Annotated in this window: 17 protein-coding genes, 1 tRNA gene and 1 other RNA gene; 10 read left to right on the top strand and 9 right to left on the bottom strand. The window is 69.2% G+C overall.

The window, feature by feature from the left end; translation table 11 throughout:
- Positions 1-229: 229 nt before the first annotated feature.
- The 6 genes from recA to dapF all read left to right on the top strand — a co-directional run bounded on the left by recA (position 230) and on the right by dapF (position 6,093).
- On the top strand, positions 230-1,276 hold the full coding sequence (gene recA / locus KV394_RS12595) for a recombinase RecA (protein ID WP_136035007.1): 1,047 nt from the start codon (positions 230-232) through the stop codon (positions 1,274-1,276).
- A 113-nt stretch (positions 1,277-1,389) separates the two neighbouring features.
- On the top strand, positions 1,390-2,130 hold the full coding sequence (locus KV394_RS12600; protein ID WP_247981588.1) for a regulatory protein RecX: 741 nt from the start codon (positions 1,390-1,392) through the stop codon (positions 2,128-2,130).
- 47 nt (positions 2,131-2,177) lie between these two features.
- Positions 2,178-3,722, top strand: a complete 1,545-nt coding sequence (gene miaB / locus KV394_RS12605) for a tRNA (N6-isopentenyl adenosine(37)-C2)-methylthiotransferase MiaB (protein WP_136035003.1) — start codon at positions 2,178-2,180, stop codon at positions 3,720-3,722.
- Positions 3,719-4,630 carry a tRNA (adenosine(37)-N6)-dimethylallyltransferase MiaA gene (miaA, locus tag KV394_RS12610; RefSeq protein ID WP_136046162.1) on the top strand — a complete coding sequence of 304 codons (912 nt, stop codon included), beginning with the start codon at positions 3,719-3,721 and terminating at the stop codon, positions 4,628-4,630. The genes miaB and miaA overlap by 4 nt, the downstream gene beginning before the upstream one ends.
- Positions 4,631-4,662: 32 nt before the next feature.
- Positions 4,663-5,211 carry a dihydrofolate reductase family protein gene (locus KV394_RS12615; protein ID WP_136046163.1) on the top strand — a complete coding sequence of 183 codons (549 nt, stop codon included), beginning with the start codon at positions 4,663-4,665 and terminating at the stop codon, positions 5,209-5,211.
- Between the two features lie 9 nt (positions 5,212-5,220).
- Complete coding sequence (gene dapF, locus KV394_RS12620) at positions 5,221-6,093, top strand: diaminopimelate epimerase (protein ID WP_136034996.1); 873 nt, start codon at positions 5,221-5,223, stop codon at positions 6,091-6,093.
- Positions 6,094-6,101: 8 nt separating this feature from the next.
- On the opposite strand, the gene KV394_RS12625 is transcribed toward dapF, so the two are convergent.
- Positions 6,102-6,743, bottom strand: a complete 642-nt coding sequence (locus tag KV394_RS12625) for a class I SAM-dependent methyltransferase (RefSeq protein WP_136034994.1) — start codon at positions 6,741-6,743, stop codon at positions 6,102-6,104.
- 66 nt (positions 6,744-6,809) lie between these two features.
- On the opposite strand from KV394_RS12625, the gene hflX reads away from it, so the two are divergent.
- Positions 6,810-8,321: a GTPase HflX gene (gene hflX, locus KV394_RS12630; RefSeq protein WP_136034992.1), complete on the top strand. Its 1,512-nt coding sequence runs from the start codon at positions 6,810-6,812 to the stop codon at positions 8,319-8,321.
- 9 nt (positions 8,322-8,330) lie between these two features.
- On the opposite strand, the gene KV394_RS12635 is transcribed toward hflX, so the two are convergent.
- A complete protein-coding gene (locus KV394_RS12635; protein WP_247981589.1) occupies positions 8,331-8,996 on the bottom strand; it encodes an SIMPL domain-containing protein in 666 nt (221 codons plus the stop codon).
- Positions 8,997-9,138: 142 nt separating this feature from the next.
- On the opposite strand from KV394_RS12635, the gene ssrA reads away from it, so the two are divergent.
- Positions 9,139-9,508, top strand: a transfer-messenger RNA (tmRNA) gene (gene ssrA, locus KV394_RS12640).
- Positions 9,509-9,575: 67 nt separating this feature from the next.
- Here the strand turns inward: ssrA and KV394_RS12645 are convergent.
- Positions 9,576-9,737 (bottom strand): hypothetical protein, encoded by a 162-nt coding sequence (locus KV394_RS12645; protein ID WP_168387320.1) that lies wholly within the window; start codon positions 9,735-9,737, stop codon positions 9,576-9,578.
- Positions 9,738-9,891: 154 nt separating this feature from the next.
- Between KV394_RS12645 and KV394_RS12650 the strand changes: the two genes are divergently transcribed.
- Entirely contained in the window at positions 9,892-12,756 is a 2,865-nt protein-coding gene (locus tag KV394_RS12650; protein ID WP_323131768.1) for an HAD-IC family P-type ATPase, read from the top strand.
- A 15-nt stretch (positions 12,757-12,771) separates the two neighbouring features.
- On the opposite strand, the gene KV394_RS12655 is transcribed toward KV394_RS12650, so the two are convergent.
- A complete protein-coding gene (locus KV394_RS12655; protein ID WP_136034988.1) occupies positions 12,772-13,338 on the bottom strand; it encodes a hypothetical protein in 567 nt (188 codons plus the stop codon).
- 26 nt (positions 13,339-13,364) lie between these two features.
- Complete coding sequence (locus KV394_RS12660; RefSeq protein WP_247981590.1) at positions 13,365-14,165, bottom strand: inositol monophosphatase family protein; 801 nt, start codon at positions 14,163-14,165, stop codon at positions 13,365-13,367.
- A 165-nt stretch (positions 14,166-14,330) separates the two neighbouring features.
- Here KV394_RS12660 and KV394_RS12665 point away from each other — a divergent pair.
- A tRNA-Lys gene (locus tag KV394_RS12665) sits at positions 14,331-14,406 on the top strand.
- A 75-nt stretch (positions 14,407-14,481) separates the two neighbouring features.
- Here KV394_RS12665 and KV394_RS12670 read toward each other — a convergent pair.
- The 4 genes from KV394_RS12670 to KV394_RS12685 all read right to left on the bottom strand — a co-directional run bounded on the left by KV394_RS12670 (position 14,482) and on the right by KV394_RS12685 (position 16,286).
- Positions 14,482-14,757: a hypothetical protein gene (locus KV394_RS12670; RefSeq protein WP_247981591.1), complete on the bottom strand. Its 276-nt coding sequence runs from the start codon at positions 14,755-14,757 to the stop codon at positions 14,482-14,484.
- Between the two features lie 28 nt (positions 14,758-14,785).
- The gene (locus tag KV394_RS12675) at positions 14,786-15,052 is read right to left on the bottom strand and encodes a hypothetical protein (protein WP_136046199.1); all 267 of its coding nucleotides are present in this window, start codon (positions 15,050-15,052) and stop codon (positions 14,786-14,788) included.
- Positions 15,053-15,126: 74 nt separating this feature from the next.
- Positions 15,127-15,465, bottom strand: a complete 339-nt coding sequence (locus KV394_RS12680; protein ID WP_136036733.1) for a DUF7882 family protein — start codon at positions 15,463-15,465, stop codon at positions 15,127-15,129.
- A 128-nt stretch (positions 15,466-15,593) separates the two neighbouring features.
- Positions 15,594-16,286, bottom strand: coding sequence for an SOS response-associated peptidase (locus KV394_RS12685; RefSeq protein ID WP_136034978.1), 693 nt, complete (start codon positions 16,284-16,286; stop codon positions 15,594-15,596).
- Positions 16,287-16,312: the final 26 nt, after the last annotated feature.

A 16,312-nucleotide genomic window follows, 5' to 3' on the forward strand; every position in this document is an offset into this window, starting at 1 on the left:
CCGCGTTGCGCTGTTGTCGAAAATCTGTTCGAACCGGGCGTAGTCTTCTGCACAAGTGGTTTCGATGCCTGGATCATCACAGACCTCGGGTGGGCCGATGCAATGTCGGTGGCTCGTCCTAGCGTGAGGACCAGGCTGAAGAAGCCACACGCCTTGTCGGAGAGTTCCTTCCAGCCGGAAGAGCCGCGACAGCCTACAGGCGGCATCACACGCGCAGAAGGAGCACACCATGCCATCACCCGCCGACCGCGAGAAGTCCCTCGAGACCGCCCTCGCGCAGATCGACCGTCAATTCGGAAAGGGCTCGGTCATGCGGCTGGGCAGCGATGAGCGCGCCCCCGTGGCAGTCATCCCCACCGGCTCCATCGCCCTCGACGTCGCCCTTGGGGTCGGAGGGCTGCCGCGTGGCCGCATCGTGGAGATCTACGGCCCGGAGTCCTCGGGTAAGACCACACTCACCCTGCACGCCATCGCCAATGCGCAGCGCGCGGGCGGTATCGCGGCGTTCATCGACGCGGAGCACGCGCTCGACCCCGACTACGCCGCGAAGCTGGGCGTCGACATCGATTCCCTGCTGGTGTCGCAGCCGGACACCGGTGAGCAGGCGCTGGAGATCGCCGACATGCTCGTGCGGTCCGGTGCCATCGATCTCATCGTCGTCGACTCGGTCGCGGCCCTCGTGCCGCGAGCCGAGATCGAGGGTGAGATGGGCGACTCCCACGTGGGTCTGCAGGCCCGGCTCATGTCGCAGGCGCTGCGCAAGCTGACGGGTGGGCTCAACCAGACCAACACCACGATGATCTTCATCAACCAGCTGCGCGAGAAGATCGGCGTCTTCTTCGGATCGCCCGAGACCACCGCCGGTGGAAAGGCGCTCAAGTTCTACGCCTCCGTGCGCATGGACATCCGACGGATCGAGACCCTCAAAGACGGAACCGACGCCGTCGGCAACCGTACGCGGGTCAAGATCGTCAAGAACAAGATGGCCCCGCCGTTCAAGCAGGCGGAGTTTGACATCCTCTACGGCGTGGGGATCTCTCGCGAGGGCAGCCTGATCGACTTCGGCGTGGAGCACGGGATCGTCAAGAAGTCTGGCTCCTGGTACACCTACGACGGCGACCAGCTGGGGCAGGGCAAGGAGAACGCGCGCACGTTCCTTCTCAACAACCCCGACATCGCCCTCGCCATCGAGACGCAGATCAAGCAGAAGCTCGGCATCGGTGCGCAGCCCGCGCCCGCGTCTGCGGACGAGCTCGCTGAGCGTCGCCCGGCCTGATGAACAAGCAGCGTGGGGGCGATCCGGAACGGATCGCCCCCATCATCCCGCTCTTCGGAGGGGCGCCGTCTCGGCAGCCCTCACGACGGCCTACCCCGCCCGATCATTCAGGGGTGGACGCGCCGGCATCGACTGACGGCGCCGCGTCGTGGCGCTCGACCTGGCATCAGGCGCCGTCCGACTTCCCGCAGGAACCCGACCCGGGCACGCCGAGCGAACGGCATCCCGCACGCGGTCGACGCGGGCGATCGACAGCGGGCACCCCGGCCCCTCGGCTGCGCGCGATCGACGAGGGGACGCTCGGCGGGGCGGATGCCGAGCGGGGAGAAGAGGACGGTCCCACCACGGAGGAGGTCCGTGTCGCGGCCGAAGAATCTCTGCTCCGCAAGCTTCGCACCCGCTCGTTGTCCGTCTCCGAAGCGCGCCTGGTCTTGAGAGGCCACGGGGTGGAGGCGAACGACGTCGACGACCTGATCGACGATTTCTGCCGTCGCGGTTACCTCGACGACGCGGTGCTCGCCGAGATGCTCGTGACCTCGGGCGCCGAACGCAAGGGGCAGGGGCGTGTCGCGCTGTCCCGAGCGCTCGCCCAGCGCGGGATCCCGCGAGAGGTGATCCATGCGGCGCTGGAGGAACTCCCTGACGACGATGCGGAGCGGGCGCTGGAGTTCGCTCGCACCAAGGCGCGGTCTCTCAGCCGGCTCGACGCCGACACGGCGCTTCGTCGCCTCACGGGTCAGCTGGCGCGGCGCGGTTATGCCGGATCGGTCGCGATGACCGCCGCCAAGACGGCGCTGCGCGAGGCGTCGTCCGGTGGTTCCGGGTCCGGCGTGCGCTTCGTGGATTCCGACTGAGGGCGCCGCCCTGAGCGCGGTGACGGGGCTCGTACAATGGACAGATCATGACTATCCCCCGCAGTGAACCGACGATCATCAGCGCCTCATCGGCGGCCGTCGACGACGACGGGCGACAGCGATCGTATGAGGTGCGTACCTTCGGGTGCCAGATGAACGTGCACGACTCCGAGCGGCTGTCCGGTTCGCTCGAGAGCGCGGGCTACGTCCCTGCGCCCGCGGGCAGTGAAGCCGACGTCGTCATCATCAACACCTGCGCCGTGCGCGACAATGCGGCGGGCAAGTTGTACGGCACTCTCGGACACCTCGCCGCGGTGAAGCGTCGGAAGGCGGGCATGCAGATCGCCGTCGGTGGCTGTCTCGCACAGATGGACAAGCAGGCGGTGCTCGACAAGGCGCCGTGGGTCGATGTCGTCTTCGGAACGCACAACATGGGCTCCCTGCCCGGCCTCCTCGAGCGCGCCCGCCACAACGGAGACGCGGAGCTGGAGATCCTCGAGTCGCTCGAGGTGTTCCCGTCCACGCTTCCCACCAAGCGCGACTCCGCCCACAGCGGTTGGGTGTCGATCTCGGTCGGCTGCAACAACACCTGCACGTTCTGCATCGTTCCGAGCCTTCGTGGCAAGGAGAAGGACCGCCGCCCGGGCGACATCCTCAACGAGATCCGGCTGCTGGTCGAGGACGGCGCGATCGAGGTCACCCTGCTCGGCCAGAACGTCAACTCGTATGGTGTGGAGTTCGGAGACCGCCAGGCCTTCGGCAAGCTGCTGCGCGCGGCCGGGCAGATCGAGGGCCTGGAGCGGATCCGATTCACGAGTCCGCATCCGGCCGCCTTCACCGACGACGTGATCGACGCGATGGCCGAGACACCGAGCGTGATGCCGCAGCTGCACATGCCGCTCCAGTCGGGCAGCGACCGCATCCTCAAGGCCATGCGGCGTTCGTACCGCAGCGAGCGTTTCCTGGGCATCCTCGACCGGGTGCGGGCACGCATCCCGCACGCGGCCATCACGACCGACATCATCGTCGGGTTCCCGGGTGAGACCGAGGAGGACTTCGAAGACACGATGCGGGTGGTCGAGCAGGCACGCTTCTCCGGAGCCTTCACGTTCCAGTACTCGATCCGGGAGGGCACACCGGCGGCGACGATGGCGGATCAGGTTCCGAAGGCCGTGGTGCAGGCCCGCTACGATCGCTTGATCGCACTGCAGGAGCGCATCTCGCTGGAAGAGAACCAGAAGCAGGTCGGCCGCGAGATCGAGGTGCTCGTGTCGACCGGGGAGGGCAAGAAGGACGCCGAGACCCACCGCCTGACGGGCCGAGGCGAGGACAACCGTCTCGTGCACTTCGAGGTCCCGCCGGGGTCGGAGCTTCCGCGCCCGGGTGACGTCGTCACGGTGACGGTCACGCACGCCGCGCCGTTCCACCTGCTGGCCGATGACCCCACCGGCGCGCCTCTGCGCATCCGCCGGACACGGGGCGGAGATGCCTGGGACCGCTCGCAGGCGGAGTCGTGCGCGGTGCCGTCACCGAGTGCGAGCGGGTCGAGCGCCGTGTCGCTCGGGCTTCCGACGCTGCGCGTCGGCGTGTGACCGCGCCGCGACTCTGGGCGATCGTCGGTGCCACGGGCACGGGCAAGAGCGACCTCGCCCTGGACCTGGCCGAAGCGCTGCGGCGTCAGGGCAACCCGGCCGAGATCATCAACGCCGACGCGATGCAGGTGTATCGCGGCATGGACATCGGCACGGCGAAGTTGCCGACCGCCGACCGTCGTGGCATTCCCCATCATCTCCTCGACGTGCGAGAGGTCTCGCAGGATGCTGCTGCCGCTTGGTATCAGCCGCTGGCGCGTGCGGCGGTGCGCGACATCCAGGAGCGCGGCGGAGACGCCATCCTGGTCGGCGGCTCGGGTCTGTACGTCTCCAGCGTGATCTTCGACTTCGACTTCCCGCCGCGAGACCCGGCGGTGCGGAGGCGGCTGGAGCTCGAGTTCGAGGCCGAGGGGATCACGCCGTTGCTCGAGCGACTGCGGCTCCTCGATCCGACCACGGCGGAGCGCGTTGACCCCAGGAACAGCCGACGGGTCATCCGTGCGCTCGAAGTGGTGGAACAGGGGAGTGCTACGCACGGGGCAGCGCTTCCCGATGCGCCGACGCTGTGGATGCCGCAGACGCGGATCATCGGCCTGCGCCTGGACCGCGAGCCGCTCGTGCGCCGGCTGAACGACCGGGTCGACCGCATGTGGGCGCAGGGGCTGGTGGCGGAGGCCGAGAGTCTCCGTGGGCGTGGCCTGGAGAGCGGCACCACGGCTTCCCGCGCGATCGGCTACGCCCAGGCGCTGGGACAGTTGGACGGCCGGCTCACGGAGGCGGAGGCGATCGCGGAGACGCAGGCCCTCACCCGCCGGTACGCCCGCCGTCAGGTGTCGTGGTTCAAGCGTTACCCGCAGCTCGAGTGGCACGACGTGCCGACCTCCGCGGAGCAGCTTCTCGCCGACTGACGAGTGTCGGTGCCCGGTGCAAGACTGCGCGCATGGCCACTCACTTCTACACCGCCTCCAGTCTCGATGGGTTCATCGCCACGCTCGACCATTCACTCGACTGGCTGCTGAGCCAGGACATCGATCTGGAGGGGCCGATGGCGTACCCGTCGTTCGAGAAGAACGTCGGCGCCCTCGTGATGGGGGCGTCCACCTACGAATGGGTGATGCGGCACGAGGAGCGACAGTGGGGGTACACTCAGCCGACGTGGGTGCTCACGCACCGCGACCTCGAGCTGCCCACGGGGGCGGCCGTCGAACTCACCAGCGACTCCGTGAGCGAAGTGCACGCCCGCGCGGTGGCGGCGGCGGAGGGCCGCGATGTCTGGATCGTCGGCGGGGGAGACGTCGCCGGGCAGTTCGCCGACGCCGGGCTTCTCGACGAGGTCTGGGTGCAATACGCCCCGGTCACCCTCGGGTCAGGTGCACCGCTTCTTCCTCGTCGACTCGATCTGGAGTTGCTCGAGGTCGCACGCAACCGCAGCTTCCTGTGCGGGCGTTATCGCGTCGTCCGCGACGAGGGGGAAACGAACCGTCCCTAGACTGGGAGCATGGTCGCATTCACCAAGGGGCACGGCACCGGCAACGACTTCATCATCATCGCCGACCCCGATGGGCAGCTGCCTCTGTCACAGGAGCAGGTGGCTGTGCTCTGCGACCGCCACTTCGGCATCGGCGCAGACGGGGTCCTGCGGGTCGTCCGCTCCGCGTCCCTTCCGGAGGGCGCTGCGGCGCTGGCGGAAGAGCCCGCCGCGGAGTGGTTCATGGACTATCGCAACGCCGACGGCTCGGTCGCGGAGATGTGCGGCAACGGGATCCGCGTGTTCGTGCACTATCTGGTGCGTTCCGGTCTCGCGAGTATCGAGCAGGGCGCGACGCTGCCGATCGGTACCAGGGCCGGAGTGCGCGACGTGACCCGCAGCGCGAACGGCTACCAGGTCGACCTCGGGGCGTGGCGCCTGTCGGGCGACGACCCACTCGTCCGTGCGGATGGGCTCACCGTGACCCGCCCCGGCCTCGGCATCGATCTGGGCAACCCGCACGTCGTGGTCGCGCTGGCATCCGAGGCCGAACTCGCGCTGCTCGAGCTCACGCGTGCACCCGAGCTCGAACCCGCCCTTCCTGCGGGCGCCAACGTCGAGTTCGTCGTCCCGGGTGAACCCCTGGTCCGCGACGGCATCGGCCATGTGCGCATGCGGGTCTCCGAGCGCGGCGTCGGCGAGACGCTCAGCTGCGGAACCGGTGTCGCGGCGACGGCCCTCGCCGTGCGGTACTGGGCGGGTGCGCAGGCGCCGAACAACTGGCAGGTCGAGGTGCCCGGTGGCACACTGGCCGTGCGGATGTTCCCGGCGGAGGACGGCGAGCACGTCGCGCTCTCCGGGCCTGCGCAGCTGGTATTCCAGGGTGAGATCGACCTGCTCTGAGGCGCGGATCAGACCAGCGCGATCGGCTCTGTCGGTGGCGTGCCGTGCTTGCGGACCTTCAGGATGCGGTAGCCCTTGCCGGTCGCGGTGCGGAAGACGCTGAAGCCGGGGTGGAACGTGCTGGCGATCCACCGCTGCAGGGAGTCGGCACCCAGATTGCGCTGCACCACGAGCCAGGCATCGCTGCGCTCGTCGAGCCGGGGGATCCACCGTTCGAGGAGCCCGTGGAGCTCGTTCTTCCCCACGCGGATCGGCGGGTTGGAGCGGATGGTGCGGAAGGTCACGTCGTCGGGAACATCTCCGGGCAGCGCGGCGTTGACATTGGTGAGGCCGAGCGCGGAAGCATTGCGACGCACGAGGTCGAGCGCACGTTCATTCACGTCCACCGCCCAGACGGTGGCGTGCGGTGAAGCCAGAGCCATCGACAGGGCGATGGGTCCCCAGCCGCTGCCGAGGTCGAGAAGATGGCCGCCGGGTGGAACGGGCGGAGTGTTGGCGAGAAGGACCGCGGTTCCGGCATCGAGCCGATCCGGGCTGAAGACCCCACCGGCGGTGGTCATCTCCAGCTCGCGCCCTGCCAGGGATACACGGATCGTGCGCAGGTTCTCGGGGCTTGCCGGGGCCGCAGTGAAGTAGTGGTCGGACCCCATACGGTGAGCGTACCGGACGGTGCGGGCTAAGGTTAAGGCTCGCGAGGAAACCAGAGACAGGAACGGATGACGGAGACGAAGATCCCCTCCACCGACGACCAGACGGTCGACCGAGTGCTTTCGAACGCGGAGAAGCGATCGGAGGTCCGCGTCTTCGGCGCCGCCCAGGCCCTGCAGGACGAGGCCACGGCTGCGCACTCGCAGACCGACGGTCAGCAGTGGGACCTCGAAGATCGGCATGCGCTGCGTCGCGTGGCCGGACTCTCGACCGAACTGGAAGACGTCACCGAGGTCGAGTACCGACAGCTACGGCTCGAGAACGTCGTGCTGGTGGGCGTGTACCCGCAGGGGGCGCAGGAAGACGCGGAGAACTCGCTGCGCGAGCTGGCCGCGCTGGCCGAGACGGCGGGTGCCGTGGTCCTGGACGGCGTGCTGCAGCGGAGGCCCCACCCGGACGCCGCGACCTACCTCGGACGAGGCAAGGCGCAGGAGCTGAAGGACATCGTGGCCGCGGTCGGGGCAGACACCGTCATCGCGGATACCGAACTGGCGCCCAGCCAGCGTCGCGCCCTCGAAGACGTCGTCAAGGTCAAGGTGATCGACCGCACGACCGTGATCCTCGACATCTTCAGCCAGCACGCGAAGAGCCGCGAGGGCAAGGCCCAGGTCGAGCTCGCGCAGCTCGAGTACCTCCTTCCGCGGCTGCGCGGATGGGGTGAGTCCATGAGCCGCCAGGCCGGTGGGCAGGTCGGCGCAGGCGGCGCGGGGATGGGATCGCGCGGCCCGGGTGAGACGAAGATCGAGCTGGATCGTCGCCGCATCCGCACGAAGATGGCGCTGCTGCGCAAGCAGATCCGCGACTTCGCGCCGGCTCGCGAGGCCAAGCGGGCCGAGCGCAAGCGCAACACGATTCCCTCCGTCGCGATCGCGGGCTACACCAACGCCGGCAAGTCCAGCCTCCTGAACGCCCTGACGAGCGCCGGCGTGCTCGTCGAGAACGCCCTTTTCGCCACCCTCGACGCGACCGTGCGCCGATCGGCGACCGAGGACGGCCGTGTCTACACCCTCACCGACACGGTGGGTTTCGTGCGGAACCTGCCGCACCAGCTGGTCGAGGCTTTCCGCTCCACGCTGGAAGAGGTCGGCGACGCCGATGTCGTGCTGCACGTCGTCGACGGGTCGCACCCCGACCCGGCCGGCCAGCTGCAGACGGTTCGCGACGTGATGGGCGACGTCGGGGTGCGCGACCTGCCGGAGATCGTGGTCTTCAACAAGGCCGACCTGATCCCCGAGGATGAGCGTCTCGTGCTGCGCGGCCTGGAGCCGCACGCGCACTTCGTGTCGTCGCGCTCAGGGGAGGGCATCGACGAGCTGCGGTCCGCGATCGAGGCGGCGCTGCCCCAGCCCGCGGTCGAGATTCGTGCGGTGGTCCCGTACGACCGGGGCGACCTCGTCGCCGCGATCCACGAGACGGGCATGCTGCTCTCCGTCGAGCATCAGGAGCAGGGAAGCGCCGTGCACGCCCGGGTGTCCGAACGTCTGGCGGCCGAGCTGGCGCCGTTCGTCGCGGAGGGGTGAGCTCCGCGCTCAGCGGGCGAGGAAACGCGCCTCGACGGTTGCCGAGATGACGATCTCCTCCGGCTCGTACTGCATGGAGGGTGCGGCGTCGGCGGCGAACGCGACCGCTCCGCGAGCCTTCATCAGGGGCGTACCGGGGCCGGGGTGGCCGGGGGCGATCAGCCCGACGTCGGCCAGTTCGACGGGCGAGACCTGATGGAGGCCGACGGCACCCGCGTACGCCTCGGCGCGCAGCACGGCGGCCTCCACGGCGCGGGCCGCGACCTCGCGTTCGACACGGGTGCGGGTCTCGGGGGTGAGATGCCAGTCCACCCAACCGACCTCGACTCCCTCCCGCGCTGAGACCTCGGTGACCCACAGGGAGAGCTCGCCGTCCTCCGCGAACGTCGCGGTGAAGTCGACGCCGGCCATGTAGACGGGCGCGAGGCGCGAGCCATCGCTGCTCCACGGGCGCTCCGCCCGGACGCTGAGGTTGGCGCTGCTCCAGTCGAGCGCTGACCCGGTCTTCGTGCGCTCGGCGAGGTCTTCGCGCACGGGCTCGGAGAGACGCAGGGCTTCGTCGACCACGGGGCCGCGCTCCGGCCCCTCGGCACGGACGGAGACACGGACGGTGGCACGCTCGGGGCGGACCCGCACTTCGTGCTCACCCCGGACGGTGACGATGACCTCGCTCATGCGCCGACTCTACGCGAGCCGGTCGGGGCAGGGGCGGAATGGCGAAGGGCCTCCGAACGTTGTAACCTGTGATGCTCGGGTGCATGTCGCCCGGCCTGGTAATTCCACAGTGTGACAGCGGCTCCTTCGCGAGAAGGACAACGGGGCTGATCGGTTTCGACAGCGCCTGTGAATCCACGAGAAGCGGGCCGAGGATGCAGAGTTATCTCGTAAACGCTCTCTGCAAAACAATAGTTGCCGAATCCAAGCGCAACGACTTCGCCCTCGCTGCCTAAGCGAGCCCGATAGTCCGTCAGACCGTATGTGATTCCGATACGGATCCTGGCGTCATCTAGGAATCTTGCTGCGTGACGGCGTCTGGACGTCACGTGGGACTCTTCCCAGGCTGGGCTCGTCGACTTAGGTGTCTGTGACAAAGGTCGGAGCCGAGCAGAACGCTTCCACAGACTGCGCCCGGAGAAGGCGTGGAGACTCAGCGTTGGACGGGGGTTCGATTCCCCCCAGCTCCACCAGGTCGCTGTCACAGACGAAGCCCCCGTGTTCCTCATGAACACGGGGGCTTCGTCGTTCCGAGACCAGCTAGTCGGCGTCGGTGCCGTCGTGAGCCTCCACGTCGTCGTCGCCGGTGGGTGGCACCGTGGGCGGTTCGCCCTTGTTGTCCTCGGCGCCGAGGTTGTCGTTCTCGTCGGGCCCGGGGGAGGATTCGGTGCTGATGTCGTTGCGGTGGCTGTCGCTGCTCATGCGCGTTCCTTTCTGGGTGACTTCCTCCAGCCTCTCCTCCCGGAGGATCGGGGGCCAGACGGTTGACAATGCGACCACGCGCGGCCCAGGGAGCAGACGCGGAGGAGGGCATGCCGCAGGAGACGCCGGCGCAGCCTATATTGAGGCCGTGACGATGACCCCGCCCACGCCCGCCGACGGACTCACGCGCGCCCAGGTGGCGGAACGCGTCTCGACGGGCCGAACGAACGCGTTCACGGCCGATACGAGCCGGAGCGCCTGGAGCATCGTCCGCGCGAACGTGTTCACCATCTTCAACGGGATCGTGTTCGCGTGCTTCTTCGTGCTGTTCGCGATCGGGCGGTGGCAGGATGCCCTTTTCGGTCTCGCCGCGTTCTCCAACGCGATCATCGGCTGCGTGCAGGAGTTCCGAGCGAAAGCGGCCCTCGATCGCCTCGCCCTGATGAACGCCCCGCGTGCGCTCGTCCGACGGGACGGTGCCGAGACGGAGGTGGTCCCCGGCGATGTGGTGCTCGACGACGTGCTCGTGCTGCGTGCCGGCGAACAGGTCCCGGCCGACGCCACGGTCACGCAGTCCCGCGGGCTGCAGATCGACGAGTCGATGCTCACCGGCGAGTCGGACCCGGTCGAGAAGCACCCGGGCGATGAGGCGCTGTCGGGGGCGGTCGTCGTCGCCGGCGAAGGGCTCGCCGTCACCACCCGCGTCGGGGCGGACTCGTACGCGAACCGGTTCGCGGGTGAGGCGCGGCGGTTCTCGCTGGTGGCGAGCGAGCTCCGGTCGTCGATCGATCGCGTCCTCACCTGGGTGGGCTGGATCATCGGTCCCGTCGGGCTCCTCGTGCTGAACGCGCAGATCATCGTGACCGGTGGCTATGCGACGGCGTTCAGCTCAGGCTCGTGGCAGCAGGCGGTCGTCAACACGATCGCCGCGTTGACCGCGATGATTCCGCTCGGCCTCGTCTTGATGACCAGCATCGCGTTCGCGGTCGGAGCGTCGCGGCTCGCGCGTCGACAGGTGCTGGTGAACGAGCTGCCGGCGGTCGAGGGGCTCGCTCGTGTCGACGTCGTGTGCCTCGACAAGACCGGCACGCTCACGGTGGGCGACATCGTCTTCGACGCCGAGCACACGATCGGCGGCGCGTCTCCGTCCCGTGCAGACGAGGTGGCCGCCGTGCTGGCCTGGTATGCGGCAGCTCCGGACGCGAACTCGACGGCTCGTTCCCTGCGCGCCGACCACCCGGTGCGCGCACCGCTGCACGTCCGCGGAGACATCCCGTTCTCCTCGGCGCGCAAATGGAGCGCCACGGTGTTCGAGGAGGTCGACGGCACCTGGGTGATGGGGGCACCGGAGATGATCTTCGGCGACGAGGCCACCTCGAGCAGCACCGAGCTCGGCCGCACGGTCACGAGGCTCGCGGAGAGCGGGCGCCGCACGCTGGTCCTCGCGCGGGCGAAACAGCCGCTGTCCGAGTCGGAGATCGCCGAGGAGCGCCTGCCCGCCGGACTGGCCCCCGTCCGCGTCCTCACCTTCCGCGAACAGGTGCGTCCTGACGCCGCGCAGACGCTGGAGTACTTCCGCCGCCAGGAGGTGGCCATCCGCATCATCTCCGGAGACAACCCGCGGACCGTGGCGGCGATCGCGCGCGAGGTCGGACTCGACGTGGAGGAGGGGTTCGACGCGCGGGAGCTCCCCGACGACGATGCCGAGCTCGCCCGGCTCCTCGACAGCCAGCAGGTGTTCGGGCGGGTGACGCCGGAGCAGAAGAAGCGCATGGTGACCGCGCTGCAGAGCCACGGACACACCGTCGCCATGACCGGAGACGGGGTCAACGACGCCCTGGCGATCAAGACGGCCGACATCGGGATCGCCATGAACTCCGGCTCGCCGGCGACGAAGGCCGTCGCGCGCCTCGTCCTGCTCGACGGGCAGTTCTCCCACCTGCCCGACGTCGTGGCCGAGGGGCGGCAGGTCATCGCGAACATCGAACGCGTCTCGATGCTGTTCCTCACCAAGACGGCGTATGCGACGACCCTCGCCGTCGTGTTCGGTGCGCTGATCCTGGCCTTCCCGTTCCTCCCGCGCCAGCTGTCGATCACCGACGGCCTCACCATCGGGATCCCCGCGTTCTTCCTGGCGCTCATGCCGAACGCCTCGCGCTACCTCCCCGGCTTCCTGCGGCGATCCCTCAGCTTCGCGATCCCGGCCGGCGTCGTCGTGGCGGGCGGCCTCACCTGGTACGACGCTGTCGCGCGCGGTCTCGGCGTCTCCGAGGAGCAGCTGCGTACCGGCGCGACCGTGATCCTCGCGATCGTCGGCATCTGGGTGCTGGCGGTGTTGGCGCGGCCCCTCAATCGCTTCAAGGTCCTCGTGGTGGGCGCCATGTTCGTGCTGCTCGTCGGCATCTTCAGCCTGCCGCCGGCGCGCAGCTTCTTCGCCCTGGTCGATCCGGGGGAGGAGCTCGCGCTGGCCCTCACCGGGATCGTCGCGGTGATGATCGCCGCGATCGAGATCATCCGGTTCGTCCATCGCCGCGTCGTCGTCGATCGTGTTCGCCCGAGCGGCGACCGCACCGGCGAACCCGAGCGCGCCGCTCAGGCTGCCCGCGGCAGCACCGTGGGGCGGGTCCTCACGAATGGGGTCGCGGCCCTCGCCTATGTCTTCGGCCTGCTCGCCACGGCGTTCGGTGTGCTGGTGTTCCTCTCGCGCTACGAGGGGACGGTGGGACGGACGGCGTTCTCGCTCCTCGGCGCATCGATCGCCCTGTTCGGGCTCCTGGTGCTCGCGATCGCGGCGGGCGTGCGGCGGGGCAGCGGGTTGTCGCGCCTGTTGCTCACGATCGTGCTGACGCTCGCCATCGCGGTCAGCGTCGCGGTGCTGCTCGCGGGGGATCGCTGGGACTGGGGTGCCGGGATCACGGGGCTGGTCGCGGGCGTGCTCGTGACCCTGCTGTGGACGCCGCCGACGACGCACCGGTTCGGGCGCATCCGCGACAGCTCGATGGGGCGCGGTCGCCCCTGAGCGGGCGCGGTGCCCTCAGTCCGCCCAGTCGACGAGCAGCAGGCTCTGGCGGGTGTCGGCGAACTTCACCCAGCCGTCGCCGAAGAGGTAGGTCATGCCGTAGCCGTCCTCATCGGTTCCCATCGAGAACTCCGGGTCCTCGGTGACGTACACGCCCTCTTCCGACTCCTCGCGCTGCCACCCCTCGGCGAGCAGCCCGGCCTGCGCCTCCGCCGCGTCCGCGGCGCTGACGCGGGCCCATCCGTACAGCTGACCGTGGTCCGAGGGCACCGAGAAGTCGGCCCAGAAGCAGAGCAGTCCCTCGGTGAACTCCACGCCTCCGGCCCGGAACTCCTTGCCCTGCGCACTCCAGCCGGCCGACGTCAGCGCGGCGACCGTGCCGTCGGAGATCATCGACTCGCACGTGAGCTCCTCGCCCGTGGGTTCGGGCGCCGGAACGGGGGCGGGGGAGGACGTCTCGACCGTGGTGTCGGCCGTGGCAGGAGGAGAGCGGGTGGGCTCGGCGTGCGGAGCCCCGCTGCAGCCCGCCAGCAGCAGCACCAGCAGCGCGCCGGTGGCGGCGGGAAGGCTGCGGGCGGTCATGGGGGTCCTCGGGATCGCGGTGGCGGTCAGTCGTCGTGCAGGAGCGCGAGGAGGTCCTGGTGAAGGACTCCGTTGGTGGCGAGTGTCGAGCGGGCGGAGATCGTCTCGCTGCCTTCGAAGGACGTCATCCGGCCGCCGGCTTCGCGCACGATCGCCACGGCGGCCGCGAGGTCATACTCCTTCACATCGAACTCGGCCACCATGTCGAGGCGGCCCTCGGCCAGCAGCATGTAGGCGTACACGTCGCCGTAGGCGCGGTCCCGCCAGACCCGGTCCGACAGTCGCAGGAGGGCGTCGAGGTGCCCGGCCTCCCGCCACTGAGCGATGCTTTGGAAGCTCACGCTCGCGTCATCCAGGGAGGACACGGCGGAGACCGTCAGTCGTCGTTCCTCGCCGTCCACGGCGGTCCACGCGCCGTCGCCGGCGGCCGCCCACCAGCGTCGTCCCAGCGCGGGCATGCTCACCACCCCGACCTGGGGCACCCCGTCGACCGCCAGAGCGATCATGGTGCCCCACAGCGGCACGCCGCGCAGGAAATTCGCCGTCCCGTCGATCGGGTCGATGATCCACTGTCGGTCCGTGGTCCCCTGTGCGCCGAACTCCTCGCCGAAGATGCCGTCATCGGGCCGCTCGCTCTCGAGGATGCTGCGCACCGCACGCTCGGTCGCCAGGTCGGCGTCGGTGACATGCGACCGGTCGGCCTTGGTGGAGATCTCCAGATCCGCGGCGTCGAAGCGCGGCAGAGATTGGGCGTCCGCCGCGTCGGCGAGCCGGAGGGCGAGGGCGAGGTCGGCGCGCAGGTCGGTCGCGGCAGGGGGCTGAGTCACGCTCCCAGGATAGTGGCGGTGACCTGCGGCCCTGAGTGACCATCGGCCACCGTGGCTGCGTCCCGAGGTGTACGCGTGTGCTTGGCGCGCCCGGGCGGCACACGATTTCGTCGGCGGCTGATCGGCTGGTAATGTAATTCCTCGGTCGGGGTTATCCCGGGCCACGCACCTCTAGCTCAATCGGCAGAGCAACTGACTCTTAATCAGTGGGTTCAGGGTTCAAGTCCCTGGGGGTGCACCACGCAGAAGCCCTCGATCCGTGCTCCACGGTCGAGGGCTTCTCTCGTACGGTGCTCGTCCGGTCGACGGCGTGCGGTCAGGCGCGCCGGACGGACAGCATCTGCCAGCCCTCCGGAACCTTGGCCTCGAGCGACGCCATGTCCTCCGCCTCGATCTGCTCGACGCCGTCGACCCGGCGGAACGTTCCCGTGGCCTCCATCTTCGCCTCGCCCTTCAGCATCCGCACCGGTGCGGATGCCAGGTCGAACCCGGGCTGCGCGTGGGCGGCCAGCTGTGTGCGCACATCCTCGAGGGACGTGCCGACGACGTCGGCGGTGGCGCTGCCGAGGGGGCGGATGAGGGCGATGAGCATCCTCCCAGCTTAGGAGGCGCGCGACGCGTCAGAGGTCCCAGTCGAGGGCGGATCGCAGGTCGACGGGAGGAGGCGCATCCGTGGTGCTCCGCCGCAGGTAGACCGCCACGCGAGAGTGCGCCGTGATCAGCACACTCGTCAGACTGTCGCCGGTGGCGAGATCGACGAAGGTCGGCTCGGAACGGGCCGCAGCCTCGATGCGCGTCATGAGGTCAGCCACGTCGGTGCTGGACGGGAGCACGAAGTCGTGCCCATCGATCTCGATGTGCGTCGTGGTCGTCTCGGTGTTCCCCATGCGGTCCACGGTAGGCAGGGCTCACCGAGGCGGCAAGAGGGGTTGAACCAGCCTGCGCATCGTGTTACGGGCGGTCACGCCGGGGCGAGGACCGCTTCGCGATCCGTCGGTGCCTGCTCTGCGGGCTCTGACACCAGGTACAGCCCGGTGGGGGCGTTGGCCGTGAACGCGAGTGCGTCGACCCAGGCCCGGTTGACGGCCGGCTGGCGGCTGCCGCTGTACTTGAAGACGAGCGAGCTGCCCGCGTGCACCCATACCGTGGTGCGTCCGCCGCCGATGCTGGCGTCTTCTCGCCAGGTGAAGCCGAACGGCTCCCCGCGGCGGAGCTTCGCGGTCATGACGAGCTGGACGTGTGTGAGCGCCCGATCCTCGATCTCGACCTTCACGCTGTTCTCGTACACGAAACGACCCATGACCTGCTTCCTGTTCCGCCACAGAAACCTGTGCCAAGAGGCGCAACCAAGATGATCACTGGTGTGGTGTTCCTCTACGGTCTCACACATTCGAGGAACCGGATACCCCGGTCGGCGACAGGGGCGTCTCAGGCGACGGGATCGAGGAGGGTGGGGTCGGACGGGTCGAGCGTGCGGGTGTTGCTGACCTTGCGGTCCACGATGCGCCCACGGATCGTGGCGGCGACATCCGCCGAGCTATGGTCCAGCATCGCCAGCGCGTCGAGCTTCGCCTGCCCGGTCAGCTTGTCCGGGCTGAGCCAGGTGTCCCACGTGTCCGGCGTCAGGAAGGCCGGCATGCGGTCGTGGACCTCGCCGCTCGCGTCCCTGGCCTCCCTGGTGACCACGACGAAGCATCGCACCCGCTCTCCCTCGTGCTCCATGGACCACGTCAGTCCCGCGGCGGCGAGCAGGCCGTCGGCGTGCAGGAAGTGCGGGGTCTTCCGCCCCTTCTCGCCGGTCCACTCGAAGTAGCCGCGCATCGGGACGATGCACCGGGCCGCGGAGAACGCGGGTGCCCAGAACCCGGCCGCCAGCTTCTCCATCCTGGCGTTGATGAGCGGCGCGCGCTGGGGGCGGTTGGGCGGGCTCTGCCAGTCCCAGCGGACGAGCTCGAGGATGCGGCCCTCACCGCGGTCGCGGACGATCGGAGCGTTCTCGGTGGGGGCGATCGAGTAGGCGCCGTGCCACGACTTCCACCAGTCCTCGGGACGGCCGCCCTCGGCGACGAACTCGCGGATCAGCTCGTCGGTGGTCGCATCGTTCGCGAATCGTCCGCACATGTCTCACCCTAGCAGATCCGTGTCTG

The sequence above is a fragment of the Microbacterium sufflavum genome (genome assembly GCF_023101165.1).
GTDB lineage: Bacteria > Actinomycetota > Actinomycetes > Actinomycetales > Microbacteriaceae > Microbacterium > Microbacterium sufflavum.